Annotated in this window: 20 protein-coding genes, 16 tRNA genes and 3 rRNA genes; 4 read left to right on the forward strand and 35 right to left on the reverse strand. The window is 44.2% G+C overall.

Annotation, left to right across the window (positions count from 1 at the left end; all coding sequences use genetic code 11):
- Positions 1-360: 360 nt before the first annotated feature.
- The 20 genes from ACXAEY_RS19335 to ACXAEY_RS19430 all read right to left on the reverse strand — a co-directional run bounded on the left by ACXAEY_RS19335 (position 361) and on the right by ACXAEY_RS19430 (position 8,204).
- A tRNA-Leu gene (locus tag ACXAEY_RS19335) sits at positions 361-445 on the reverse strand.
- Positions 446-477: 32 nt separating this feature from the next.
- Positions 478-567, reverse strand: a tRNA-Leu gene (locus tag ACXAEY_RS19340).
- A 26-nt stretch (positions 568-593) separates the two neighbouring features.
- Positions 594-668: transfer RNA gene (locus ACXAEY_RS19345), tRNA-Cys, on the reverse strand.
- 10 nt (positions 669-678) lie between these two features.
- Positions 679-753 (reverse strand) — tRNA-Gly (locus ACXAEY_RS19350).
- Between the two features lie 8 nt (positions 754-761).
- Positions 762-836 (reverse strand) — tRNA-Gln (locus ACXAEY_RS19355).
- A gap of 6 nt (positions 837-842) precedes the next feature.
- A tRNA-His gene (locus tag ACXAEY_RS19360) sits at positions 843-918 on the reverse strand.
- Positions 919-937: 19 nt separating this feature from the next.
- A tRNA-Trp gene (locus tag ACXAEY_RS19365) sits at positions 938-1,011 on the reverse strand.
- Between the two features lie 7 nt (positions 1,012-1,018).
- A tRNA-Tyr gene (locus tag ACXAEY_RS19370) sits at positions 1,019-1,103 on the reverse strand.
- Positions 1,104-1,174: 71 nt separating this feature from the next.
- Positions 1,175-1,250 (reverse strand) — tRNA-Thr (locus ACXAEY_RS19375).
- 4 nt (positions 1,251-1,254) lie between these two features.
- A tRNA-Phe gene (locus ACXAEY_RS19380) sits at positions 1,255-1,330 on the reverse strand.
- 121 nt (positions 1,331-1,451) lie between these two features.
- A tRNA-Met gene (locus ACXAEY_RS19385) sits at positions 1,452-1,528 on the reverse strand.
- 23 nt (positions 1,529-1,551) lie between these two features.
- A tRNA-Asp gene (locus ACXAEY_RS19390) sits at positions 1,552-1,627 on the reverse strand.
- Between the two features lie 7 nt (positions 1,628-1,634).
- Positions 1,635-1,710 (reverse strand) — tRNA-Val (locus tag ACXAEY_RS19395).
- 39 nt (positions 1,711-1,749) lie between these two features.
- Positions 1,750-1,824 (reverse strand) — tRNA-Glu (locus tag ACXAEY_RS19400).
- Positions 1,825-1,839: 15 nt separating this feature from the next.
- Positions 1,840-1,931: transfer RNA gene (locus ACXAEY_RS19405), tRNA-Ser, on the reverse strand.
- Position 1,932: 1 nt separating this feature from the next.
- Positions 1,933-2,007: transfer RNA gene (locus ACXAEY_RS19410), tRNA-Asn, on the reverse strand.
- A 10-nt stretch (positions 2,008-2,017) separates the two neighbouring features.
- Positions 2,018-2,134: ribosomal RNA gene (rrf, locus tag ACXAEY_RS19415) — 5S ribosomal RNA — on the reverse strand.
- 129 nt (positions 2,135-2,263) lie between these two features.
- Positions 2,264-5,193: ribosomal RNA gene (locus tag ACXAEY_RS19420) — 23S ribosomal RNA — on the reverse strand.
- Positions 5,194-5,514: 321 nt separating this feature from the next.
- Positions 5,515-7,064 (reverse strand): 16S ribosomal RNA (locus tag ACXAEY_RS19425).
- The 16S, 23S and 5S rRNA genes sit together here with 16 tRNA genes alongside, the layout of an rRNA operon.
- 273 nt (positions 7,065-7,337) lie before the next feature.
- A complete protein-coding gene (locus ACXAEY_RS19430; RefSeq protein ID WP_270182609.1) occupies positions 7,338-8,204 on the reverse strand; it encodes a nucleotidyltransferase-like protein in 867 nt (288 codons plus the stop codon).
- Positions 8,205-8,388: 184 nt separating this feature from the next.
- Between ACXAEY_RS19430 and ACXAEY_RS19435 the strand changes: the two genes are divergently transcribed.
- On the forward strand, positions 8,389-8,748 hold the full coding sequence (locus ACXAEY_RS19435) for a YgzB family protein (RefSeq protein ID WP_270182610.1): 360 nt from the start codon (positions 8,389-8,391) through the stop codon (positions 8,746-8,748).
- Between the two features lie 62 nt (positions 8,749-8,810).
- Here the strand turns inward: ACXAEY_RS19435 and perR are convergent, their stop codons facing one another.
- The 7 genes from perR to ACXAEY_RS19470 all read right to left on the reverse strand — a co-directional run bounded on the left by perR (position 8,811) and on the right by ACXAEY_RS19470 (position 13,514).
- Complete coding sequence (perR, locus tag ACXAEY_RS19440) at positions 8,811-9,245, reverse strand: peroxide-responsive transcriptional repressor PerR (RefSeq protein ID WP_270182611.1); 435 nt, start codon at positions 9,243-9,245, stop codon at positions 8,811-8,813.
- 106 nt (positions 9,246-9,351) lie between these two features.
- The gene (locus ACXAEY_RS19445; RefSeq protein WP_474814301.1) at positions 9,352-9,906 is read right to left on the reverse strand and encodes a cob(I)yrinic acid a,c-diamide adenosyltransferase; all 555 of its coding nucleotides are present in this window, start codon (positions 9,904-9,906) and stop codon (positions 9,352-9,354) included.
- 2 nt (positions 9,907-9,908) lie between these two features.
- A complete protein-coding gene (locus ACXAEY_RS19450) occupies positions 9,909-10,859 on the reverse strand; it encodes a D-2-hydroxyacid dehydrogenase (RefSeq protein ID WP_270182612.1) in 951 nt (316 codons plus the stop codon).
- Between the two features lie 205 nt (positions 10,860-11,064).
- The gene (bcp, locus tag ACXAEY_RS19455; protein ID WP_474814303.1) at positions 11,065-11,535 is read right to left on the reverse strand and encodes a thioredoxin-dependent thiol peroxidase; all 471 of its coding nucleotides are present in this window, start codon (positions 11,533-11,535) and stop codon (positions 11,065-11,067) included.
- A gap of 62 nt (positions 11,536-11,597) precedes the next feature.
- Positions 11,598-12,026 carry an ion channel gene (locus ACXAEY_RS19460; protein ID WP_270182614.1) on the reverse strand — a complete coding sequence of 143 codons (429 nt, stop codon included), beginning with the start codon at positions 12,024-12,026 and terminating at the stop codon, positions 11,598-11,600.
- A 49-nt stretch (positions 12,027-12,075) separates the two neighbouring features.
- Entirely contained in the window at positions 12,076-12,681 is a 606-nt protein-coding gene (locus ACXAEY_RS19465; protein WP_474814305.1) for a class F sortase, read from the reverse strand.
- Between the two features lie 23 nt (positions 12,682-12,704).
- Positions 12,705-13,514: a DUF4397 domain-containing protein gene (locus ACXAEY_RS19470; RefSeq protein WP_474814307.1), complete on the reverse strand. Its 810-nt coding sequence runs from the start codon at positions 13,512-13,514 to the stop codon at positions 12,705-12,707.
- 168 nt (positions 13,515-13,682) lie between these two features.
- On the opposite strand from ACXAEY_RS19470, the gene ACXAEY_RS19475 reads away from it, so the two are divergent.
- Positions 13,683-14,234: an RNA polymerase sigma factor gene (locus ACXAEY_RS19475; protein WP_474814309.1), complete on the forward strand. Its 552-nt coding sequence runs from the start codon at positions 13,683-13,685 to the stop codon at positions 14,232-14,234.
- 27 nt (positions 14,235-14,261) lie between these two features.
- On the opposite strand, the gene ACXAEY_RS19480 is transcribed toward ACXAEY_RS19475, so the two are convergent.
- From ACXAEY_RS19480 to ACXAEY_RS19490, 3 genes are read right to left on the reverse strand one after another with little or no spacing between them, the layout of a single operon-like run.
- Positions 14,262-15,047 (reverse strand): ABC transporter permease, encoded by a 786-nt coding sequence (locus tag ACXAEY_RS19480; protein ID WP_270182618.1) that lies wholly within the window; start codon positions 15,045-15,047, stop codon positions 14,262-14,264.
- Between the two features lie 3 nt (positions 15,048-15,050).
- Positions 15,051-15,842, reverse strand: coding sequence for an ABC transporter permease (locus ACXAEY_RS19485; protein ID WP_270182619.1), 792 nt, complete (start codon positions 15,840-15,842; stop codon positions 15,051-15,053).
- Positions 15,835-16,848, reverse strand: a complete 1,014-nt coding sequence (locus ACXAEY_RS19490) for an ABC transporter ATP-binding protein (RefSeq protein ID WP_474814312.1) — start codon at positions 16,846-16,848, stop codon at positions 15,835-15,837. Before ACXAEY_RS19490 ends, ACXAEY_RS19485 begins: the two co-directional genes overlap by 8 nt.
- A gap of 132 nt (positions 16,849-16,980) precedes the next feature.
- On the opposite strand from ACXAEY_RS19490, the gene ACXAEY_RS19495 reads away from it, so the two are divergent.
- Entirely contained in the window at positions 16,981-18,276 is a 1,296-nt protein-coding gene (locus ACXAEY_RS19495) for a glutamate-1-semialdehyde 2,1-aminomutase (protein WP_474814314.1), read from the forward strand.
- A gap of 168 nt (positions 18,277-18,444) precedes the next feature.
- The gene (locus ACXAEY_RS19500) at positions 18,445-19,527 is read left to right on the forward strand and encodes an FUSC family protein (RefSeq protein ID WP_270182622.1); all 1,083 of its coding nucleotides are present in this window, start codon (positions 18,445-18,447) and stop codon (positions 19,525-19,527) included.
- Between the two features lie 26 nt (positions 19,528-19,553).
- On the opposite strand, the gene nikC is transcribed toward ACXAEY_RS19500, so the two are convergent.
- From nikC to ACXAEY_RS19525, 5 genes are all read right to left on the reverse strand, one after another.
- Entirely contained in the window at positions 19,554-20,453 is a 900-nt protein-coding gene (gene nikC / locus ACXAEY_RS19505; protein WP_270182623.1) for a nickel transporter permease, read from the reverse strand.
- 12 nt (positions 20,454-20,465) lie between these two features.
- The gene (locus ACXAEY_RS19510; RefSeq protein WP_270182624.1) at positions 20,466-21,470 is read right to left on the reverse strand and encodes an ABC transporter permease; all 1,005 of its coding nucleotides are present in this window, start codon (positions 21,468-21,470) and stop codon (positions 20,466-20,468) included.
- A 96-nt stretch (positions 21,471-21,566) separates the two neighbouring features.
- Positions 21,567-23,186 (reverse strand): ABC transporter substrate-binding protein, encoded by a 1,620-nt coding sequence (locus tag ACXAEY_RS19515; RefSeq protein WP_474814317.1) that lies wholly within the window; start codon positions 23,184-23,186, stop codon positions 21,567-21,569.
- Positions 23,187-23,213: 27 nt separating this feature from the next.
- The gene (locus ACXAEY_RS19520) at positions 23,214-24,194 is read right to left on the reverse strand and encodes an ABC transporter ATP-binding protein (protein ID WP_270182626.1); all 981 of its coding nucleotides are present in this window, start codon (positions 24,192-24,194) and stop codon (positions 23,214-23,216) included.
- A gap of 14 nt (positions 24,195-24,208) precedes the next feature.
- A complete protein-coding gene (locus ACXAEY_RS19525) occupies positions 24,209-25,213 on the reverse strand; it encodes an ABC transporter ATP-binding protein (protein ID WP_270182627.1) in 1,005 nt (334 codons plus the stop codon).
- Positions 25,214-25,231: the final 18 nt, after the last annotated feature.

Consider the following 25,231-nt stretch of genomic DNA (forward strand, 5'->3'; position numbering starts at 1 on the left):
CCATTTTTCGCAGATAGAGGGATAATGATTCGCTCATTAGGCCTTTCGTTCAGGCTTGGTTGGACTACCACCTAATAGGCATCAAAACGAAGGCCTCATGGAATGCGTCAAGCTCCCTAAACGCCTTATCCAAAGAAGATAGTTCCTCGAACAACAAGTCATACGGCTTTCCATTACAATGAATAATGAAAACATCCTTTCTTCCTTCCAATGGAGTAGACATTAGCTATCGCAGACTCTAGTTTTCACTTAATGAAGAGACAACATGTAGAAGAGACTGTCCCCGATCTTTAGTTTGAGACAATAAAAAAAGACTTCTACACTGTAGAAATCCTGACGTTTAAGTATCAACTATGTAACTGGTACCGGTGGTCGGGTTCGAACCGACACTCCTCACGGAACACGATTTTGAGTCGTGCGCGTCTGCCAATTCCGCCACACCGGCATAAAGACAATTTTTTAATTTCGGAAAGTAAATGGTGCCGGAGGCCGGGCTCGAACCGGCACGGAGGTACACCCTCCGCAGGATTTTAAGTCCTGTGCGTCTGCCAATTCCGCCACTCCGGCAGGACTTTTTTAAAAAATATGAAGATTGGAGGCGGCACCCGGATTCGAACCGGGGCGTAAGGGTTTTGCAGACCCGTGCCTTACCACTTGGCTATGCCGCCGTTATAAAAATGGAGCGGAAGACGGGATTCGAACCCGCGACCCCCACCTTGGCAAGGTGGTGTTCTACCACTGAACTACTTCCGCAACTAATATGGCTGGGCTAGCTGGATTCGAACCAGCGCATGACGGAATCAAAATCCGTTGCCTTACCGCTTGGCTATAGCCCAACATAATGGGGCGACTGATGGGAATCGAACCCACGAATGCCGGAACCACAATCCGGTGCGTTAACCACTTCGCCACAATCGCCATTATTTTAAATCTTAATTGGCAGGGGTAGTAGGAATCGAACCCACACCGGAGGTTTTGGAGACCTCTGTTCTACCTTTAAACTATACCCCTATCAAGATGGTGGAGGGGGACGGATTCGAACCGCCGAACCCTGAGGGAGCGGATTTACAGTCCGCCGCGTTTAGCCACTTCGCTACCCCTCCGAATAGACAATTATCATTGTAATATATACTATATATAAAAACAATGGGAATTGATACCTTTTCAGGAAAAATGGTGCCGGCCAGAGGACTTGAACCCCCAACCTACTGATTACAAGTCAGTTGCTCTACCAATTGAGCTAGACCGGCAACATGGTGGCTCCGGACGGAATCGAACCGCCGACACGTGGATTTTCAGTCCACTGCTCTACCGACTGAGCTACAGAGCCATGTTTTAAACATTCCGCTTTTACGTTATTAAGATCTAGCATATAGTAAGTGTTTAGGTTGCCCTAAAGGGCTACAATTAAAATTCAGCTAAGATGCTTATTCGACGTAGTGGAATTTTTTTGGTTGCGGGGGCAGGATTTGAACCTGCGACCTTCGGGTTATGAGCCCGACGAGCTACCGAACTGCTCCACCCCGCGACGATATTAAAATTGAGTAAAAATGGCGGTCCCGACGGGAATCGAACCCGCGATCTCCTGCGTGACAGGCAGGCATGTTAACCGCTACACCACGGGACCTTTGAAATGGTGGAGGATGACGGGCTCGAACCGCCGACCCTCTGCTTGTAAGGCAGATGCTCTCCCAGCTGAGCTAATCCTCCACAGAGTAAAATGTTGCTATATGAATGCTTCTTTAGAAATGGTGACCCGTACGGGATTCGAACCCGTGTTACCGCCGTGAAAGGGCGGTGTCTTAACCGCTTGACCAACGGGCCAATCTAGTATGTAGCTGGCGGAGAGCGAGGGATTCGAACCCTCGAGACGGCGTTGACCGTCTACACGATTTCCAATCGTGCTCCTTCGGCCACTCGGACAGCTCTCCATGGCTCCACAGGTAGGATTCGAACCTACGACCGATCGGTTAACAGCCGATAGCTCTACCACTGAGCTACTGTGGAATAATGTTTAGCCTGGCGACGTCCTACTCTTGCAGGGGGAGAGCCCCCAACTACCATCGGCGCTGAAGAGCTTAACTTCCGTGTTCGGCATGGGAACGGGTGTGACCTCTTCGCCTTCATCACCAGACTTCTAACAGCTCGCACATTCGTGTGATTGCTAGCGACAAGATATATATTACAATATATTTCGTCATTTTTCAAGGGAAATTTTATTCCCTGAAAACTAGATAGCACGCAACATCGTATTCCAATTTTTTAGGTTAAGCCCTCGATCGATTAGTATTCGTCAGCTCCACGTGTCGCCACGCTTCCACCCCGAACCTATCAACCTCATCATCTCTGAGGGATCTTACCAGCTTGACGCTGTGGGAAATCTCATCTCGAGGGGGGCTTCATGCTTAGATGCTTTCAGCACTTATCCCTTCCACACGTAGCTACCCAGCTATGCTCCTGGCGGAACAACTGGTACACCAGCGGTGTGTCCATCCCGGTCCTCTCGTACTAAGGACAGCTCCTCTCAAATTTCCTGCGCCCGCGACGGATAGGGACCGAACTGTCTCACGACGTTCTGAACCCAGCTCGCGTACCGCTTTAATGGGCGAACAGCCCAACCCTTGGGACCTACTTCAGCCCCAGGATGCGATGAGCCGACATCGAGGTGCCAAACCTCCCCGTCGATGTGGACTCTTGGGGGAGATAAGCCTGTTATCCCCAGGGTAGCTTTTATCCGTTGAGCGATGGCCCTTCCATGCGGAACCACCGGATCACTAAGCCCGACTTTCGTCCCTGCTCGACTTGTAGGTCTCGCAGTCAAGCTCCCTTGTGCCTTTACACTCTGCGAATGATTTCCAACCATTCTGAGGGAACCTTTGGGCGCCTCCGTTACTCTTTAGGAGGCGACCGCCCCAGTCAAACTGCCCACCTGACACTGTCTCCGCACCGGATCACGGTGCTGGGTTAGAATGTCAGTACAGCCAGGGTAGTATCCCACCGACGCCTCCACCGAACCTAGCGGTCCGGCTTCTATGGCTCCTACCTATCCTGTACAAGCTGTACCAAAATCCAATATCAGGCTACAGTAAAGCTCCATGGGGTCTTTCCGTCCTGTCGCGGGTAACCTGCATCTTCACAGGTACTATAATTTCACCGGGTCTCTCGTTGAGACAGTATCCAAGTCGTTGCACCTTTCGTGCGGGTCGGAACTTACCCGACAAGGAATTTCGCTACCTTAGGACCGTTATAGTTACGGCCGCCGTTTACTGGGGCTTCGATTCAGAGCTTCTCCCGTAAGGGATAACCCCTCCTCTTAACCTTCCAGCACCGGGCAGGTGTCAGCCCCTATACATCGCCTTGCGGCTTGGCAGAGACCTGTGTTTTTGCTAAACAGTCGCTTGGATCTTTTCACTGCGGCTCCCCTGGGCTATTCACCCGAGGAAGCACCCCTTCTCCCGAAGTTACGGGGTCATTTTGCCGAGTTCCTTAACGAGAGTTCTCCCGATCGTCTTAGGATTCTCTCCTCGCCTACCTGTGTCGGTTTGCGGTACGGGCACCTCTTTCCTCACTAGAGGCTTTTCTTGGCAGTGTAGAATCAGGGACTTCGGTACTTAAATTCCCTCGCCATCACGACTCAGCCTTCACGGTGAACGGATTTGCCTATTCACCAGCCTAATCGCTTGGACGCGCATATCCAGCAGCGCGCTCTCCCTATCTTTCTGCGTCCCCCCGTCGTTCAAACGGAAAGGAGGTGGTACAGGAATATCAACCTGTTATCCATCGCCTACGCCTTTCGGCCTCGGCTTAGGTCCCGACTAACCCTGAGCGGACGAGCCTTCCTCAGGAAACCTTGGGCTTTCGACGGACAAGATTCTCACTTGTCTTTCGCTACTCATACCGGCATTCTCACTTCTAAGCGCTCCACCAGTCCTTTCGGTCTGACTTCGCAGCCCTTAGAACGCTCTCCTACCATTGTCGTAAGACAATCCACAGCTTCGGTGATACGTTTAGCCCCGGTACATTTTCGGCGCAGCGTCACTCGACCAGTGAGCTATTACGCACTCTTTAAATGATGGCTGCTTCTAAGCCAACATCCTGGTTGTCTAAGCAACGCCACATCCTTTTCCACTTAACGTATACTTTGGGACCTTAGCTGGTGGTCTGGGCTGTTTCCCTCTCGACTACGGATCTTATCACTCGCAGTCTGACTCCCGCGGATAAATCGTTGGCATTCGGAGTTTGACTGGATTCGGTAATCCGGTAGGGACCCCTAGTCCAATCAGTGCTCTACCTCCAAGATTCTTGCCGCGAGGCTAGCCCTAAAGCTATTTCGGAGAGAACCAGCTATCTCCGGGTTCGATTGGCATTTCACCGCTACCCACACCTCATCCCCGCATTTTTCAACATGCGTGGGTTCGGGCCTCCATTCAGTGTTACCTGAACTTCACCCTGGACATGGGTAGATCACCCGGTTTCGGGTCTACGACCACGTACTCCTTCGCCCTATTCAGACTCGCTTTCGCTGCGGCTCCGCCTTCTCGGCTTAACCTTGCACGGGATCGTAACTCGCCGGTTCATTCTACAAAAGGCACGCTGTCACCCATTAACGGGCTCCAACTAGTTGTAGGCACACGGTTTCAGGTTCTCTTTCACTCCCCTTCCGGGGTGCTTTTCACCTTTCCCTCACGGTACTGGTTCACTATCGGTCACTAGAGAGTATTTAGCCTTGGGAGATGGTCCTCCCGGATTCCGACGGGGTTTCACGTGTCCCGCCGTACTCAGGATCCGTCTCGGAGGGCAGCGGATTTTGACTACAGGATTGTTACCTTCTCTGATGGACCTTTCCAGGTCGCTTCGTCTATCCGTGCCTTTGTAACTCCAATGAGACGTCCTACAACCCCAGAGGGCAAGCCCTCTGGTTTGGGCTGTTTCCGTTTCGCTCGCCGCTACTCAGGAAATCGCGATTGCTTTCTCTTCCTCCGGGTACTGAGATGTTTCAGTTCCCCGGGTATGCCTTTTACTTCCTATGTATTCAGAAGTAAATACCATCCCATTACGGATGGTGGGTTCCCCCATTCGGAAATCTCCGGATCAAAGCGTACTTACTGCTCCCCGAAGCATATCGGTGTTCGTCCCGTCCTTCATCGGCTTCTAGTGCCAAGGCATCCACCGTGCGCCCTTAGTAGCTTAACCTTAGATGTTGTTAGAAACGAAGTTCTAACGTCATCGATGCACATCGTTAGATGTGACTAACTAAGTTATAACGCAAAAAATAATAATTATTGGATGTCGTTGTTTGTGCTATCTAGTTTTCAAGGAACATGGCTACTACTTGAATCCGCTTCTTTGCTGCCATGCGCCGAGGAATCTAACATCGTTAGCGATACTCGCAGACGCAGGCGCACTTCGACTTCATCGAATAGCCTACTTTGAAAGAATACAATCATTCTTTCAAAACTAAACGAAACGCTCATGCAAGTTTGGCAACCAATGTTGCCTCGTAATTCTCCATAGAAAGGAGGTGATCCAGCCGCACCTTCCGATACGGCTACCTTGTTACGACTTCACCCCAATCATTTGTCCCACCTTCGGCGGCTGGCTCCAAAAGGTTACCTCACCGACTTCGGGTGTTACAAACTCTCGTGGTGTGACGGGCGGTGTGTACAAGGCCCGGGAACGTATTCACCGCGGCATGCTGATCCGCGATTACTAGCAATTCCGGCTTCATGCAGGCGAGTTGCAGCCTGCAATCCGAACTGAGAACGGCTTTATGGGATTCGCTTCACCTCGCGGTGTCGCTGCCCTTTGTACCGTCCATTGTAGCACGTGTGTAGCCCAGGTCATAAGGGGCATGATGATTTGACGTCGTCCCCACCTTCCTCCGGTTTGTCACCGGCAGTCACCTTAGAGTGCCCAACTGAATGCTGGCAACTAAGATCAAGGGTTGCGCTCGTTGCGGGACTTAACCCAACATCTCACGACACGAGCTGACGACAACCATGCACCACCTGTCACTCTGTCCCCCGAAGGGGAACGTCCTATCTCTAGGAGTGGCAGAGGATGTCAAGACCTGGTAAGGTTCTTCGCGTTGCTTCGAATTAAACCACATGCTCCACTGCTTGTGCGGGCCCCCGTCAATTCCTTTGAGTTTCAACCTTGCGGTCGTACTCCCCAGGCGGAGTGCTTAATGTGTTAACTTCAGCACTGAGGGTGGAACCCCCCAACACCTAGCACTCATCGTTTACAGCGTGGACTACCAGGGTATCTAATCCTGTTTGCTCCCCACGCTTTCGCGCCTCAGCGTCAGTTACAGACCAGAGAGCCGCCTTCGCCACTGGTGTTCCTCCACATATCTACGCATTTCACCGCTACACGTGGAATTCCACTCTCCTCTTCTGCACTCAAGTCCCCCAGTTTCCAATGGCCCTCCACGGTTGAGCCGTGGGCTTTCACATCAGACTTAAGAGACCGCCTGCGCGCGCTTTACGCCCAATAATTCCGGACAACGCTTGCCACCTACGTATTACCGCGGCTGCTGGCACGTAGTTAGCCGTGGCTTTCTGGTTAGGTACCGTCAAGGTACCGCCCTATTCGAACGGCACTTGTTCTTCCCTAACAACAGAGCTTTACGACCCGAAGGCCTTCGTCACTCACGCGGCGTTGCTCCGTCAGACTTTCGTCCATTGCGGAAGATTCCCTACTGCTGCCTCCCGTAGGAGTCTGGGCCGTGTCTCAGTCCCAGTGTGGCCGATCACCCTCTCAGGTCGGCTACGCATCGTGGCCTTGGTAAGCCGTTACCTTACCAACTAGCTAATGCGCCGCGGGCCCATCCTACAGTGTTAGCCAGAGGCCAACTTTCAACGTTGCATCATGCGATGCTATGTATTACCCGGTATTAGCTCCGGTTTCCCGGAGTTATCCCAGTCTGTAGGGCAGGTTGCCCACGTGTTACTCACCCGTCCGCCGCTGAGAAATGGGAGCAAGCTCCCATTTCTCCGCTCGACTTGCATGTATTAGGCACGCCGCCAGCGTTCGTCCTGAGCCAGGATCAAACTCTCCGATAGAAAAGTTCAATCTAGCTTTAAAACAATGTTTGTTTCCGTAGAAACAATATCTTGCATGGCGTTTCGTTCAGTTTTCAAAGATCGATTCGTTTCTTTCAATGTCGTTTTCAGCGACTTTATTAATGTAACACATTAACTCGTTCGAAGTCAACAACATTTTTGAAAGTTTTTGTTTGCCGCGTTGCTTTCTTGCGGCGACAAGTAATAATATATCACGGGGTAAAAATATGGTCAACCCTTTTTATAATATTTTCCCCCGTTTATTTTAAATTGCTATTTTGCTCGATACTGACGACTATAAATTCCATTACCTTTTGTTTCAGATAGTAGAACTTCAATTAGTTCTTTCTCTACCATATACTCTAGAAGAGCGCCTAGATCGATTCCATACTCTTTTAACTGATCGTTCTCCAAGAGCTCCTGATAAGTCCAAACTCCATCGCGCTCATTCATAACCTTCCTTATATGAAGAGTAGCGTTGAAAGATTTAGATGAAAGTGAAAAGTCATTAGCAAGAAGGAGCAATTCAAGGCGTTTATCAAGAGGATCCTCACCAGTGAGAAGCTCAGTATACAACTTAAAGATTTCAGGTTCAATATGTTTCACTTGATTCCAAACGGTGATTTCTGGATGAAAACCATGCTCGATGACAGATAAACGTGCTAGATGATGCAAAGCATGCAAAATAAAATTGTAAGCATCCATATATTGTTTTGAAGCAAACAGTTCCTTACCATCCATATACCTTCTGATGAGTTTAGCGAATTCAACTCCGATCTTGCGAGTACGTTCCTCTAATGGAAATTCACGAATACGCTCTTTCAATCCTGCTATGTATTCATTTCGATCAAAAATGATCTTTCCGTTAACAAGCCAAGCCACTAGACGACGATGGCTCCCTGTAAGCAACCAATCATGAACTTGTTGTTCAGAAACAACATGCATCGCTGCTTTCTTGTCCTCAAATTCATAATGCTTAACAAGCCATGGCTTTTGATTATTATTAACGATGATCAATAAAACGACATCAAAGTTATCAGTCAATGGATGATGTGGTTTTGTTTTTTCAATTACAATAACTCCAAGGGTTTCGGGGTGACTTGCTCTTTCCTGGTAAATCGGCCTTAAAAGGTTTTCCATCTGACTTTCCTCCAGCAGTACTTTTTTATTCTTGGACCCGTACCTGTCTAAACAATTCAACATTCAATATTATAAATCCTGTTATAAATTAAGCAATCCTAATTTTGAACTTTTTATGGAAGATGGTAAGGAAAGTGCTTACAGATAATCCATATGCTATACTTGGTTGCAGGAGGGACAAGTGATGCAATTAAAGTATACAAACAAAATAAATAGAATTCGTACGTTCGCACTGAGCTTAGTCTTTATCGGAATTGGTATAATGTATATAGGTATTTTCTTTAAAACATCCGTCTTCTTAATGACGTTGTTTATGATTATTGGTTTCTTAGCAACGATTGCTAGTGCTGTTGTGTATTTCTGGATTGGGATGCTATCGACCAAAGCTGTCCAGGTCACCTGTCCTAATTGCGAGAGAACCACGAAAGTTCTTGGGCGAGTGGATGCTTGTATGTACTGCAAACAGCCATTGACGATGGATCCAAGCTTAGAGGGTGTCGAGTTCGACGAGAAATATAATAGTAAAAAGACTAAAAATAAATAAGGAGCCGCTGTGCTCCTTTTTTTGTTAACACAAAAAAAGCTCGCCATTTGAGGCGAGTTTTTTTAGTGTTTATTCTTTTGACACTCCGGACATGAACCGTATATTTCCATCCTGTGGTCGCCAACTTTAAAGCCTGTGACTTGCTCAGCTAGCGTTTCAACTTCATCTAATCCGGGATAATGGAAGTCTACAATTTTCCCACATTCATCACAGATAATATGGTAATGATCAGTCGTAACACAGTCGAATCTGCTTGAAGAATCTCCATATGTTAATTCTTTAACGAGTCCAATTTCCTTAAACACTCTTAAATTATTGTAGACAGTGGCTACACTCATATTAGGGAATTTTCCTTCAAGCGACTTATATATTTCATCTGCTGTAGGATGGGCCATTGATTGGATCAAATGTTCCAATATGGCATGACGTTGAGGGGTAATACGCACACCCGAGCTTTTCATTGCTTCTATCGCTCCATGCAGTTTTTCTTCAGCCATTCGTCATGCACCTCTCTTCCAACAAGCATTCTTACATTATAATGTTTATAATTAGTGTACATGGTAGAGCCATCAATTGTCAATGATCTACTACTCGTGCAAGGAATCACTTCTTTTCATCATGCAAAATAGATTCCTTTTCTCCCATATGATAATTAATATAACGTGCAGCTACGAATAGAAAATCAGACAAGCGATTTAAAAATGAAAGAACGAGCGGATTGACCCCATCTACTAAAGTTGCATTTCGTTCTGCTCTTCGTACGATCGTCCTTGAAACATGTAAACCTGCACCGGCTTGATGTCCACCTGGCAGAATAAAGTTTTTTAAAGGATCAAGTTGTTTCTCCCAAACATCAATCTGAGCTTCCATCTCTTCAATATGAGAAGCTTCTATCTTCCACCCAACATTTTTACCATCAGGAGTAGCGAGTTCTGCACCAACATGAAAAAGCCACGTTTGGATTTTGTGAAAAATATCATCCCAGTTCTCTTTTCCATCGAATCGGGCGTTTGCGACATAGCTGAGCGCAAGTCCAATCTGAGAATTCGCTTCATCACAAGTCCCGTAAGCTTCTACTCTAATATCATTTTTGGGGACACGCTTCCCATAGATTAATGACGTCTCACCTTTATCACCCGTCTTAGTATAGATCTTCATCATTAATACCCCCTATCTAGATTAATATTATTTTGAAAATCGTTCGTACCGTTCATGTATTCGTTCAAGTTTCTTTTGAAAATCTCGATTGCACGAGGCTGATAATTCGGTGATACTCCTGAGTGATGTGGTGTTACAGTAACGTTAGGCATTTCCCAAAAAGGGTGTTCTTTATCAAGAGGCTCGGTTTCAAAAACATCCAATACAGCATGGTGGATCTCTTCATTGTGTAGTGCACTCACCAAAGCATTTTCATCTACAGTATCGCCTCTTCCAATATTTATAAAAACGGATGTGTCTTTCATCGCACGGAAGTGTTGGCCTTTAAAGAACTGATACGTATCAGGAGTGCTTGGAAGTACGTTGACGACAGTGTCACACTTCGGAAGCATATCCATCACTTTGTCATTAGAATACATGTGATCGAAATATGCAGATGGCTCTCCTTTACGATTCACTCCAATCGTAGTCATATTGAATGCTTTTGCTATTCGACCTATTTCTCCACCAATAGCTCCAGTACCGATTACACCGAGAGTTGATCCAGATATCTCATTTAATGGCATCCTCTTGTTCCACGTATTAGAAGCTTCATTCGCAAGAAGTTCTTTCGTATTACGAGCCGTCATCAGCATCGCCCAAACCGTATATTCTGCCATTTGGATACGATGAATTCCTCTTGCATTCGTAACGAATATCCCTCTCTCTTTTATCGTATTAAAAGGTAACAACTCTACCCCTGCTGATAAGACCATGATCCACTTCAGCTTTTTCGCTTTATAGATATGCTCCTCTTGAACGTCCTCGCCATATGTAACCAGTACGTCTGCATCATGTAGGTGTTCCTCTGCTTCACTCATAGAAGGATAAAACTGAAATGTAACTTCTGGGTATTCGCTTATCAAATCGCTTTTAATTTGTGATTTAAGTTTTGCTGTAGATACAATGTTCATAGTTTCACCTCAGGGAATTATTATGATTCAAGTATAGCTGATTTATGTTGACCCTTTAAACGAAAACCCTTGAGTTAAGAGAATTTTCGGAATAAACACAATAAAAAAGAGCGCTATTTGCGCTCAAAACTGAAGATATGATCTTCTGATAGACTATGCATATCGACTAGATCTGGATAGTCTTTTGCCATTAAAGCATCACCTTTTAGCCTAGGTTTTCTTTAATATAGTTTAGTGCTGTTTCCACATGTTCTTTCACTCTGACTTTGCGCCATTCTTTTACAAGATTGCCTTCCTTATCGATAACGAACGTGGAGCGCACGATTCCCATGTACTCTTTACCAAAGTTCTTCTTCAGCTGCCATACGTCATACGCTTCAGCTACTTGATGATCTTCGTCAGCTAGAAGAAGGAAAGGAAGTTCATATTTATCGATGAACTTTTTATGTTTCTCAACAGGGTCTGGGCTAACGCCTAGAATAACTGTATCGAGCTCTTCGAAACCTTCGATATGATCTCTGAAATCACACGCTTCAGTCGTACAGCCAGGTGTCATATCCTTAGGATAAAAATAAAGAACGACGTTTTTACCTTTGTAGTCTGATAGGGACACTGTTTCTCCAGTACTTGCTTCTAATTTAAAATCAGGTGCTTTTTGACCAACTTCAACACTCATCGTTACGCCTCCTTATAATTACTTCTAAAGTAAGCGTACCGAAATACGAAGAAACTTACAACTCATGACCCCTCTTTGTAATGGACGATCGTCGTCACAAAGAATGCTGCTGGCATTAAGTATCCTATCAAAGCTTCGAGGATAGCGATCCAGCGCCCTACCCCGATTGGGGTGATGTCACCATATCCAACTGATAAAAGTGTCACTGCACTAAAATAAAGAACGGATTGCACCCTAGTCAACGCGTCCATAGGAATTAAGGAAATATCAATACTACCTTCTCTTAACACAGGAATTTCAAGAATGATTAGCCCTAGATAGATGCAAGCAAAAGCTGTAATCATCGTAAAATATACGATAAATAATAGTACTAGCTTGTAAACGGAGAGAAGACTTCCTGGTATACGCGTCCTCTTCATTAGTGAGACTAGACTTTTCCCAATTCCTAAAGTAGCGATTATCATGGCTAGAATTATCAATCCAATGATCATTGAACCACCTCATAATCACTTTATGAGGATTATTACGAAATAGGACAAACTAATGCGAAGATAGCACGGTATAGACGACCATCCGCTCTTCGTGCGTACCGGCACTTCGATTGAAAGTCCCTGTACAGGTAATAAGGTTTAATCGTGGTTTATTACTCATACCAAAAATCTTCTCGAGCGGGGCATCATTTCTTGGATAAGAAGATGTGCTCTCGACTGTAAACTCATAGGATTTTCCGATATCGCTCGTTACGGTTAGGACATCGCCTGGTTTAAGATCGCCTAGATGAAAGAATACTGCAGGCCCAGTTTTATTATCTACGTGTCCAGCAATCACAGCGTTTCCAGCTTCCCCAGGCTCAGCGCCTAATTCATACCACCCTACGTTCTGATCATCTTTTGGCACATCCATTTGACCATTAGGTAACTGACCAACATGTTCAACCTTTGCATCTACATCTATTTCTGGGATCGACAATCGTTCTGGTACAATCCCTTCATATATTGGTGTCTTTGCTTCTGATTTACTTTCATAAGTAACAGCCACTTCTGCACTCTCAGTAACTGGCATCGCCTCTGGCTCAGTATGATCAGAAGAGGAGCAGCCCATGGCTGCCCCTAAAAGAATGATACTGAACACCTTCTTTAGTGACATCGCTGCTCCTCCTCTTTAATGAATTATGCTGTTACCTTTTTACGAATAAAGATGATTGTTCCAGCTGCTAGAATTCCAGCACCTAACAGTGTCCAAGCAATCATATTGTTTCCTTGATCAGCCGTACCACCCATTCCTGTCTGAGGCATATCAGAAGGCATGTTAGAAGAATCTACAAGCGGCCAAGCTTCTAAAGGTTGTTCTCCTTCAACAAGTCCGATCGCATAAACAGAATAGACATATCCTTCTTTAAGTTCTACTCCAGGGATTTCAAGTACAACGTCTTCAGAACCAGCTGGACGAACTTCTAAATCAACCGTCATCGGATCAACTTCAGCATAGTCAGATGTGGATTTGAAAGCAACATCTGAGAAAAGAACATCTCCATCTTTTACTGCTACATCAACGTTAGGAGCATCCGGGGAAGCATGTACAACTCTTACTTTCGCCTTTCCTTCAGAAGCTTTCGCGTCATCACCTAGCGCCCAAAGAGAAATTCCATCAAGTTTACCAACTGCAGCTGCAGAATATTTCATTCCTTCTTCAAGTGTTACATTCTGACTGATAACTGGGTCACCTTCACCGTTCTCACCTGCAGGGAAAACTTCGATCTTGTGGTCTCCAGCAGGTAGAGCCATATAATCTGTCGCTTGCTTATACTCGGCACCTTCCACAACCGCTTCTCCATCAACATAAACATCTACTGCCGGTGCATCAGGTGATGCATGAATAACGCGAACCATCGCTTCGTGATGATCTGCAAAAGCCTGAGTACCGATAAGTCCAAACATCATAACTAGTGCAACTGCGGACGCCATAAATTTCTTTAACATGCTTCCACTCCTCTTGTTTTGTTTTTGTTATACTTTTGTATAACCTCTGTTCAACTATTAATACGACAAAAAGAGTGTGAATGGATCACATTTTTTAAAATTAATTTGTTTTTATTTCGAATCAAGGGGAATAAACCTACTAAATAACTATAGAGGGAGTTGCGTAACGTGAAGAAAGAAAACTTCGCGATCGGTTACTGGGGCCCGAATAATGAGGAGTTGTTCCAGAGTTTTTGTTACGAAAATCAACAGACGCTGATTAGCATCGCACGTCGTATTGTCAATGATCAACAAATTGCTGAAGAGGTCGTTCAAGATGTGTACATGGAGGTTTGGAATAAGCGCAATCAATTCGATCCTAGTAAAGGAAAACTTTCTTCATGGGTGAATCAGATTACGAAGAATCGTGCCATCGATCGAATCAAAAAGGAACAGCGCAGCTTTCAAGAAACGGTGATTGAGGATTTTCGTGCTGTGAACGAAACAGCTTATACACATGATCATATAGAAGATAACCATGTGATCGATCAGGCATTAACGACATTGACGCAAGAACAGCAAGAAATTATGAGACTTATTTATTTTGAAGGGTATTCACAATCAGAAGTGGCGACTAGAAAGAAAATTCCACTCGGTACAGTTAAAAGCCGCGTTCGGTTAGGAATTAAAAAACTCAAAGAAGATTTTGCACTGTCACAACTTGGCTTGGTTTCTAAATAAAAAACCAGAGGGAGTCCCTCTGGTCGATCAATTACCTGCACCCCGGTATTTAGTTACACCGATGTTCCACATGAATATGGCGAAACCGAAGAAAGCAAAGCCGATTACTGGTGTAAGGAATGCATAGCCGTACCATTCTTCACGGCCTAGAAAATAAGCGGAAGGATAGACACCAACGAATGCAAACGGAAGAATCCAAGTAAGGATAAAGCGAATAACTTTATTGTAGATATCGACTGGATATCTTCCATAGTTTCCGATATTGTACATCATCGGCATGATGCTAGTTCTGCTATCAGACCAGAAGCTAATACTAGCAAGAAGAACGAAGATTCCTGCATAAACAAACGCCCCTCCGATCACCATCATAAGAAAAACAAACGGATCATACCAAGATAGAGTTAAATCCAACCTGCTTCCTGCGTAAACCATAACCGCTATCCCTGTGATCATTCCAAACAATGATTCTAATTCCATTCGTTCAAGGATGATTTGGAACAAACTGTGAACCGGACGAGTAAGGATTCGATCCATTTCTCCTTTAACGATATACCTTTCATTAAAGTCCCAAATGTTAAAGAAAGCACCGAAGATGGCGAATGGAACGAGGAAAAAGCCATAGATAAAGATAATCTCATCCCTCGACCAACCGCTCAACATATTTGTGTGCCCGAATACCACTAGAATGAAAATTAAGTTTACAGCTTGAAACAATAGATCAGACATAATTTCCATCGCCATATCAACGCGATACGTTAACCTCGTTTTCATATATTGTGAAACATATAGAAAGAAAATAGTTGCGTGCTTCATATATTACCCTCCCTGCACGATCAGTTGTTTTTTTGCGATGATCCAGAGAGCTTGAATCGGAATAATTAAAATCGCTGCCCATACCACTTGAAAAAGAAGTGCTTCATAAACGGCAGCACCTTGGAAACCTTCCGTAAAGATCATACTTGGAATATAGCTGATCGCTTGAAATGGTAAAAAGTCCATTACCTGTTGCGCCCACCCGGGATAAAAACTGATCGGCAGCAGTAGTCCAGAGAATAGATCGATCACAACGCGTTTCGCTCGGATAAGACCGTCGTTGTTAAAGAAAAAGAATGTAAGGACGCCGGTTAACAAATTGATCTGAGTATTGACGATAAAACTAAGAATAATTGCTAGCGTAAAGAAAAGCCACGTTGAGGCTGCTGCTGAAAACTCGATAGGAAAGATTAAGCTAACGATGAACATGCCCGGTATCGAAAAGAAACTCAAACGGAAGATGCCCTCTCCTAATCCTTGCATCGTCTTCATCATTAAATAATGATACGGTCGAATAAACTCTACAGCTACTTTTCCTTCTTTAATTTCTTGAGCGATTTCACGGTCGATATTATTAAAGTAAAATGCCCGAGCCATCCAGGCCACTGCGATATAAGTCGTCATCTGTATAACGGAGAGGCCTTCGATCTCTCCTTTGTTCCCATAGATCGCACTCCACAAAAAATAGTAGGCCCCAATGTTAATACTATAGATCAAGATACCACTATAATAATTGGTACGATAAGCAAGCATCATGAGGAAACGAATTCGAATCATCTCGATATACTTACCCATTGAGCATTCCCTCTTCATAGATATTACGTATAATTTCTTCTGTTGAAATTTCATGAATCTTTATATCCGTAATACGATGAGCCGCAACGACCCTACCGATCACTTCAGAAATAACGTGCTCTTCATTCACAACGTTTGCAACAAAGACATTTGGGCGATCACCTATCGTCCATTCTGCTTCAAGCTCATTCAATAACGGAAGAAGCTTTTCTTTGTTAACATCCTCACCAAACTGAAACTCGATCTGTTTTCCTTCTCCCCAGTTTGAACGAAGTTTCGCAAGTTTACCGTCATAGATGATTTGTCCCTCATCGAGCATGACCACTCGATCGCATAGTGCTTCTATATCAGTTAAATCATGCGTTGTAAGCAAAATAGTCGTTTTGTACTTTTCATTAATTTCTTTTAAGAAATTACGAATCTTAAGTTTTACTAATACATCAAGTCCAATTGTAGGCTCATCTAGAAACAATAGTTTAGGATTGTGAAGTAGCGCTGCTGCAAGTTCACACCTCATGCGCTGACCAAGCGAGAGCTTTCTAACCGGTTTATCTAATAAAGGGCCAATGTCGAGTGATTCGATCACATGGTTCATGTGTTCGTAATACACATCATCTGGAACGTTATATACTTTTTTAAGTAAGCGAAAGGACTCCTGAACAGCAATATCCCACCACAGTTGAGATCGCTGACCAAACACAACACCGATCGAACGAACGAATTTCTCTCTTTCTTTGTGGGGATCCATTCCATTGACGCGAACTGTACCTGACGTCGGAGTCAAAATGCCAGTCAACATTTTGATACTCGTTGATTTTCCTGCTCCGTTCTCTCCAATATATCCAACCATTTCACCTTCATTAACGGTGAACGAAATATCTTTAACAGCTGAAATCACTTTGTAGTTCCTTGTAAACAAATCTCGAAAAGCTCCTTTAAGTCCAGAGCGGCTCGAGTGTGATTTAAAGTCTTTGCGCAGTGACTGCACATCGATGACTTTTTCCATTTGCCTTCCTCCTTTTTACACATACCAATTTAGTTTACAAGAGGCTTTATAAATGTACAATCAATGAGCTTGTTTCTTCCTATATATATCATGCTACAATGAAACAGGAATTAGTTTTAGAAGGAGGCAATTATGAACATTTCAAAATCAGAACAACATCATAAAGAATCACTAGACATTATGCTAGGCGGAGTCAATAGTCCTTCCCGCTCTTATAAAGGTGTTGGAGGCGGCACCCCGATATTTATGGAGAAAGCTCGCGGTCCTTATTTCTGGGACGTAGACGGAAATAAGTACATAGATTATCTAGCTGCTTACGGTCCTATCATCACAGGACATGCACATCCACATATCACTCAAGCGATTACGCACGCGGCAGAAAACGGCGTTTTGTACGGTACGCCTACCGTACTTGAGAACCGTTTTGGAAAGATGCTTCAAGGTGCAATTCCATCTTTAGAACGTGTGCGCTTCGTGAACTCGGGTACAGAGGCAGTCATGACAACGATTCGTGTTGCTCGTGCGTATACAGGCCGAAATAAAATCGTTAAATTTGCTGGCTGTTACCACGGACATTCTGATCTTGTTCTCGTGGCAGCTGGTTCTGGTCCAGCAACACTTGGTAGCCCGGACTCTGCTGGTGTGCCGGCGAGTATTGCGAAAGAAGTCATTACAGTTCCTTTCAATGATATTGAGGCATATAAAGAAGCGATGAATAAGTGGGGCGATGAGGTCGCTGGCGTGCTTGTCGAACCAATCGTGGGTAACTTCGGCATCGTAGAACCGAAAGAAGGTTTCCTTGAACAAGTGAATGAGATTACTCATGATTACGGAGCACTCGTTATCTACGATGAAGTCATCACCGCATTCCGTTTTATGTACGGCGGAGCTCAAAACCTCGTCGGCGTTGAACCAGATATGACAGCATTAGGTAAAATCATCGGTGGTGGTTTGCCGATCGGTGCATACGGTGGTAAGAGAGAGATCATGGAAAGCGTCGCGCCACTTGGACCAGCGTATCAGGCAGGTACGATGGCAGGAAATCCAGCTTCTATTTCAGCCGGAATCGCTTGTTTAGAAGTTTTACAACAAGATGGTGTTTATGAGCACCTCGATGAGATCGGTGCTAGACTTGAAGAAGGTATTCACAAGCTCGCAAAAGAAAACAACATCCAGATTACAATCAACCGATTGAAAGGCGCCTTAACTGTCTACTTTACGGAAGAGGAAGTCGTAAACTATGAGCAAGCAGAAAATACGGATGGAGAGAAATTTTCAACGTTCTTCAAACTTATGCTAAAAGAAGGGATTAACTTAGCACCTTCCAAATATGAAGCGTGGTTCCTCACAACAGAACATACGACCAAAGATATCGATGACACTCTTGATGCTGTGGGACGAGTCTTCCAACAGATGAGCAACGTTTAGAATAGATTAGAAAGACAGAATAAACGCTATTCTGTCTTTCTTTTAGTAAAAATAGGGCTTGCTATCTTCGTCATTCCATTGTATAACTAGTACATTCTGTAATGTTTAAAAGTGGTAAGACAGGATAATCACTATACTAAAAGCTTTACATGAAAGGATCTATCAAAAATGAAGTTTGGTGCCCGGATTTTTAAAACAGGGCTAGCGATTACGATCGCTCTTTATATTGCTACTTGGCTAGAACTAGACCCACCCTCTTTTGCAGGAGTTGCAGCTCTTTTTGCGATCCAGCCGTCTATTTATCGATCTTATCAATCAGTAATTGAACAAATCCAATCAAATATCATTGGAGCTATTCTAGCAGTAGTGCTTGTACTTGTATTTGGAAATCAGCCTATCGTCATCGGACTGGGTGCGATCTTACTCATTGCGATCAACATTAAACTTAAGATCGAAAGCACGATTCCTCTTGCAATCGTGACGCTTATTTTGATTATGAACGCACCTCAAGAAGAATTTATTTCGTTCGCAACCAACCGTTTCCTTGTTATCATGGTCGGGGTGATCAGTTCATTTTTCGTAAACTTGATTTTTCTCCCTCCAAAATACGAAACGAAGTTGTTTCATAAAATCGTACGGAACACAGAATACATTTCGCAATGGATTCGCCTCGCAACTAGAAATGATGCGGAGCATAAGGTATTGAAGGAAAATTTAAACCAGCTTAAAGAAGATACTGTGAAAAGTGATCAGTACTTCCTCCTATATAAGGAAGAACGAACATACTTTAAGAAAAGAGATTATGTAAAAGCACGCAAGTTGGTTCTCTTTCGACAGATGATCGCCACTACTGAAAAATCTTTTGCGATCTTGAAAATGTTAGATCAGCTTGATGTGAAAATATTGATTATGCCTGACGAGGTAAGAAAACTCATTCAGACGCACTTAGACGAATTAACAAACTACCATGAACGTATACATCTGAAATACATTGGTAAAGTACGACACCAATCACCTGAAGAGATGTTAAATATAGTAGATAATGGAGAGTCTTCGTTGACGGAAAGGTACGTAGATTTATATGAAGGCGGAGAGTGTAATCGTGACCTATGGATGACGATCTTCCCATTGATCGGTATGATTATCGATTATCATGATCATCTTGAACATTTAGATCTACTCGTAGACAGCTTCCACTCCTACCACCAAGAAGATAACGAAGTCGACATACAAGAGTTACACGCAAAATAAAAAAATCAGCCAAACGGCTGATTTTTTTATTTCTTCATTTTCGGATCGAGTGCATCCCTTAACCCATCTCCTAATAAGTTGAATCCTAGAACGGTCAACATGATTGCGAGACCAGGGAAGAAAACGGTCCAAGGTGCTTGGATGATATATTGTCTAGAGTCTGCAAGCATTTTACCCCACTCTGGCTGAGGTGCTTGTGCCCCAAGACCCAAGAAACTCAGCGCCGCCGCTTCGAGGATCGCTGTTGCAATCGCGAGTGTTCCTTGAACGATGATAGGGGCTAACGAGTTCGGAAGTACATGAGAGAAGATGATCCGTGTATCCCTCATCCCTACAGCTCGTGCAGCCATCACATACTCTTCTTGCTTTACACTCAATACCCTTGACCGTACCAACCGCCCAAAGTTCGGGATGTTGATGATTGCGATCGCGATCAAAGCATTTCGAAGTGATGGTCCAAGTACTGCTACTACAGCGATTGCTAGTAGAATACTAGGGAATGCAAGCATAATATCGAAAATACGGGAAATGATCGTATCGACCCAGCGGCCATAATAGCCAGCGATCATTCCTAGTAAACTTCCAATTGCAGCTGAACCTAGTACAGCAAAGAACCCTACCCATAATGAGATCCTTGCTCCGTATATTATACGTGATAAGATATCTCTTCCGAAGTCATCGGTTCCGAACCAGTGACTCGCTGAAGGCGATTGTAGACGCTCGGATAATTTTTGTTCATTGATACCTTCCGGAGCAATCACTCCGGCAAAAATGGCAAGAAGAATGAAGAAGAGAACAATACCCATGCCGACCATTGCCAGCTTATTTCTCCTGAACCCTTTCCAGGCTTCGCGCCATGGTGAGATTACTTCTTCGTCTGGTTGTTTTGGTACATTTGTTTGCTTCTGCGGAGCAATTTCAGCCATCTTGAAGCCCCCTTAGTTGTATTTGATTCGAGGATCAATTGCAGCATAGAGCAGATCGACAATTAAGTTGATGAATACGAAAATAACAGCGACAACAAGGATACCTGATTGAATTACAGGATAATCTCTAAAGTTGATCGCATCGTAAATATACCTTCCGATTCCCGGCCAACCGAAGATCGTTTCTGTTAGGATAGCGCCCCCTAGTAGAAGCCCCATCTGTAGACCGATTACCGTTAAAACAGGAATAAATGCGTTTTTCAAAGAGTGTTTGTATACTACCCAGAACATTCTTGTTCCTTTAGCACGTGCAGTACGAACAAAATCAGAGCGCATGACTTCAAGCATACTCGACCTTGTCATTCGTGCGATGATTGCCATCGGAATCGTTCCGAGTGCGATCCCTGGTAAGATCAAATGTTTCACTACTTCTCCGAATTGATCCATACGACCTTGGATAAGGGTATCGACAAGGTAGAGATGGGTGATCGCATCGACCGGATTTCTTACATTTTCTCGACCAGTGGACGGAAGCCAGCCTAATTCAAGAGAAAATGCCCACTGTTCCATTAGTCCAAGCCAGAAAACTGGCATCGAAACACCCACTAGAGCAAGTACCATCGCCGTGTAGTCAAACCAGGAGTTTTGAAACCATGCACTGATGATTCCAGCATTTACTCCAATGAAAATTGCAATGACCATCGCTACAAGAGATAGCTCAAGCGTAGCTGCAAGGTACGGCCAAATTTCACCGCTAATTTCTGAACTTGTGCGTAATGATGTTCCAAGGTCTCCAGTAAACAAACCTTTAATGTAGTCAACATATTGTATGTACCATGGCTGATCGAGCCCTAATCGTTTGGTGAGACTTTCGATCGCTTCCTCTGTAGCCTGTTGACCAAGTATGACTTGCGCAGGGTCTCCAGGAATAGCTCTTATCATAAAAAACACGATCAACGTCATTCCAAATAGAACAGGTATAAGCATTAACAGCCGTCTAATTGTATATGCAAGCATATACTCACCTCTTCTTCCTTATGTACGATTCATGATTGCATCTCCGTCTTTAACCGAATAGTAAGGGGGAGTGCTACACTCCCCCCTGTTTTTCATTTATTGTTCAACAGTAACTTTCGTCAACGTATCAGATCCTGTCGGATGTGGAGAGAATCCTTTTACTCTCTCAGAACCACCAAGTGCTGGTTTAGAGTGCACAAGAGGGATCCACGGTGCATCTTCATGAATGATTTCTTGAGCTTTCTTATAAAGCTCTTCACGCTTCGCTTCGTCAGGAGTAGACTGCGCTTCGATCAAGAGGTCATGAAGCTCATCGTTAGAGTAGTACGTGTAGTTGTTGCTTCCAATATTGTCTTTGTCTAGTAGAACGTAAAGGAAGTTATCAGCATCACCATTATCACCAGTCCAACCAAGTAGGAAGCTGTCAGCTTCACCATTACGAGCTTTTTCTAGGTAAGTTGCCCACTCATAAGATTTGATTTCAGCATTAACGCCGATCTCAGCAAAACTGCTTTGAATAACTTCAGCTACTTTTTGACCATCTGGCATGTATGGACGAGGTACAGGCATTGCCCATAACTCCATATCGAATCCATCTTCGTAACCAGCTTCTTTTAGAAGCGCTTTCGCTTTATCAAGGTCATACTCATATGGTTCGATATCATCGTTATACCCACTGATTACAGGTGGCATTGGGTTTTTAGCAGGCTCTGCTTGTCCAGCATAGAATGCATCGATGATCGCTTGCTTATCCACTGCATGATTCAAAGCTTGACGTACTTTCTTGTTATTTAGAGGTTCACGGTTAGATGTTAATCCTAGGTACCCAACGTTCATAGAAGGACGGAAGAACGTTTGAAGGTTTTCATCATCTTCAACTTGTTGTACGTCAGAAGGATTTAATCCATCCATCAAATCGATTTCTCCAGCCATCAACGCATTCAATCTAGCAGAGTTATCTGGAATAGCTCTGAAAATAACGCGCTCAAGTTTTGGATAGCCATCCATCCAGTAATCTTCGTTTTTCGTTACAACGATCTTGTCATTACGGCTCCACTGATCAAATACGAAAGGACCAGTACCTACAGGGTTTTCACCAAACTTATCTCCATGCTTTTCAACAGCATCAGGACTTGCAATTGCGAATGGAGACATCGCTAGGTTCTTCAAGAATGGAGCTTGAGGTCTTTTCAATTTAATTTCAACTGTTTTCTCATCTGTTGCAGTTACGCTTTCGATTACGTGACCTTCATCACCTTTAAATCCACCAAACATCGATTTATAGTAATAAAAAGATTCTTCACTACCATTCATCCAGCGGTCGAAGTTAAACACAACAGCATCAGCGTTGAAGTCAGTACCATCGTGGAACTTTACGCCTTCACGAAGCATCAGTGTATATGTTTTACCATCTTCAGAAACTTCCCAGTCTTCAGCTAGACCTGGATTTACCTCTGTATCTTGTTCACCATAAGTAAGCAACGTATCAAAGATATTCTTTGTTACTTTGAAAGACTCACCATCTGTTACAGCTGCTGGGTCTAGTGCAACAGAGTCACCGCCACGTCCGAAGATTAGCGTTCCTCCATCAGCAGATTCGCCACCGTCGGAGTCTCCCCCACCGTTGCCGTTGGTTTCATTAGATCCGCCACAGCCGGCTAATCCAATGGAAAGCAACATCACAAAAACTAATGATAAAATGTACTTTTTCTTCATCGTTTTCCCCCTAGATTATGAATTTATTTATACCTGGTCTTCTTCATAAAGATGGCACGCAGTGTAATGCCCCTGTTCGATTTCCCTGAATTCCGGAACGACCGTGCTACACACATCCATTGCTTTTGGACATCGTGTATGGAATGGACATCCCGAAGGTGGTTTCGCTGGACTTGGCACATCGCCACTTAAAATAACGCGATCCTTTCCATATTCAGGGTCAGGTACTGGCACCGCTGAAAGAAGAGCCTGAGTATACGGATGTTTTGGTTCTAGATAAAGCTTTTCACTATCAGCCATTTCGACTACTCGACCTAAGTACATCACGCCAACCCTGTCACTGATGTGACGTACTACCCCAAGGTCATGTGCGATAAATAAATATGTTAGACCAAGCTCTTTTTGTAAATCTTCGAGGAGATTTAACACCTGAGCTTGAATGGATACATCGAGTGCAGATACTGGCTCATCCGCAATAATTAGCTTTGGATTAACCGCGAGTGCACGCGCAATTCCAATCCGCTGCCTCTGCCCCCCACTAAATTGGTGAGGATACCTTCTCGCATGATAGGGACTCAGCCCTACGATATCTAACAATTCCTTCACACGCTTTTTACGTTCAGCCTTATTCCCAAGTCCGTGAACGATAAGCGGTTCTTCAATGATTTTCTCAACGGTGTGTCGCGGGTTAAGTGAAGCAAACGGGTCTTGAAAGACCATCTGAATATCTTTACGAAGGTTTCTCATCTTGCTCTTGTTTAGAGAAAGAATGTTCTCGCCATTAAAGATGACTTCTCCTTCACTCGGTTCTAGAAGCCTCATAAGCATTCTTCCAGTTGTTGATTTCCCGCAACCACTTTCACCAACAAGGCCAAACGTTTCTCCCTTATGTAGCTTGAACGATACACCGTCTACGGCTTTTACAGTACCAACCTGCTGTTTGAGCACGCCGCCTTCTATCGGGAAATGCTTCTTAAGCTGTTTTACTTCGAGCAATGCTTCTTGCAAATTAGGTGCCCCCCTTAGCTTTCTACCCTCTCTAACAAGGTTGCTTTCTCTTTGTCTTCATGAAGCCAGCATCTTGCCATCTGACCATTACCAGCATCGATTAACTCAGGTGTAACCTCTGTACATTTGTCAAAAGCAAACTTACAACGAGGGGCAAAATGACACCCTGTTTTAATTGAGCCTGGCTTTGGTACGTTACCTGGAATCGAATATAGCCTCTCTTTTCGAGTTCGAACGTCAGGGACCGATTCGATCAGGCCGATTGTATACGGATGTTTTGGAGATTCAAAAATCTCTTTCGTTGTACCCTGTTCAACGATTTTGCCTGAGTACATTACTACGATTCGATCGCACATCTCTGCAACAACCCCAAGGTCGTGCGTAATCATGATGATGGAAGTATCCGTATCATCGTTAAGTTTTTTCATCAGTTCAAGTATTTGTGCTTGAATCGTTACATCGAGTGCTGTTGTCGGTTCATCAGCAATAAGAACATCAGGTTCACAAGCCATCGCCATCGCAATCATCACCCGCTGCCTCATACCGCCTGATAACTGATGAGGATACTCGTTCATCAGTTCTTCAGCTCTTGGCAGACCTACCAGCTTCAAAAACTTAATCGCGTGAGCCCAAGAATCCTTTTTGTTCCACTTCTTATGTATTCGAATTCCTTCTACGAGCTGATTCCCGATCTTGAAAACCGGATTAAGAGACGTCATCGGTTCTTGGAAAATCATGCCGATTTCATTCCCTCGAATCTTTCTCATTTCTTTTTCAGATTTTGATAGGAGATTCTCGCCCTTATACGAAATTTCACCACCTACGACTTTTCCAGGTGCTGAAATAAGCTGCATGATGGATAGGGACGTAACACTCTTTCCAGATCCAGACTCTCCTACTATTCCTAACACTTCACCTTTGTTGACATGAAAGTCAACTGAATCTACTGCAGGAATTTCACCATCATCGGTAAAAAAGTGAGTTTCTAACCCGCTGACTTTTAACACTGGTTGTTCCACTCTCTCACCCCTTTCAAC

This window comes from Anaerobacillus sp. ABA4_114, from assembly GCF_056159065.1.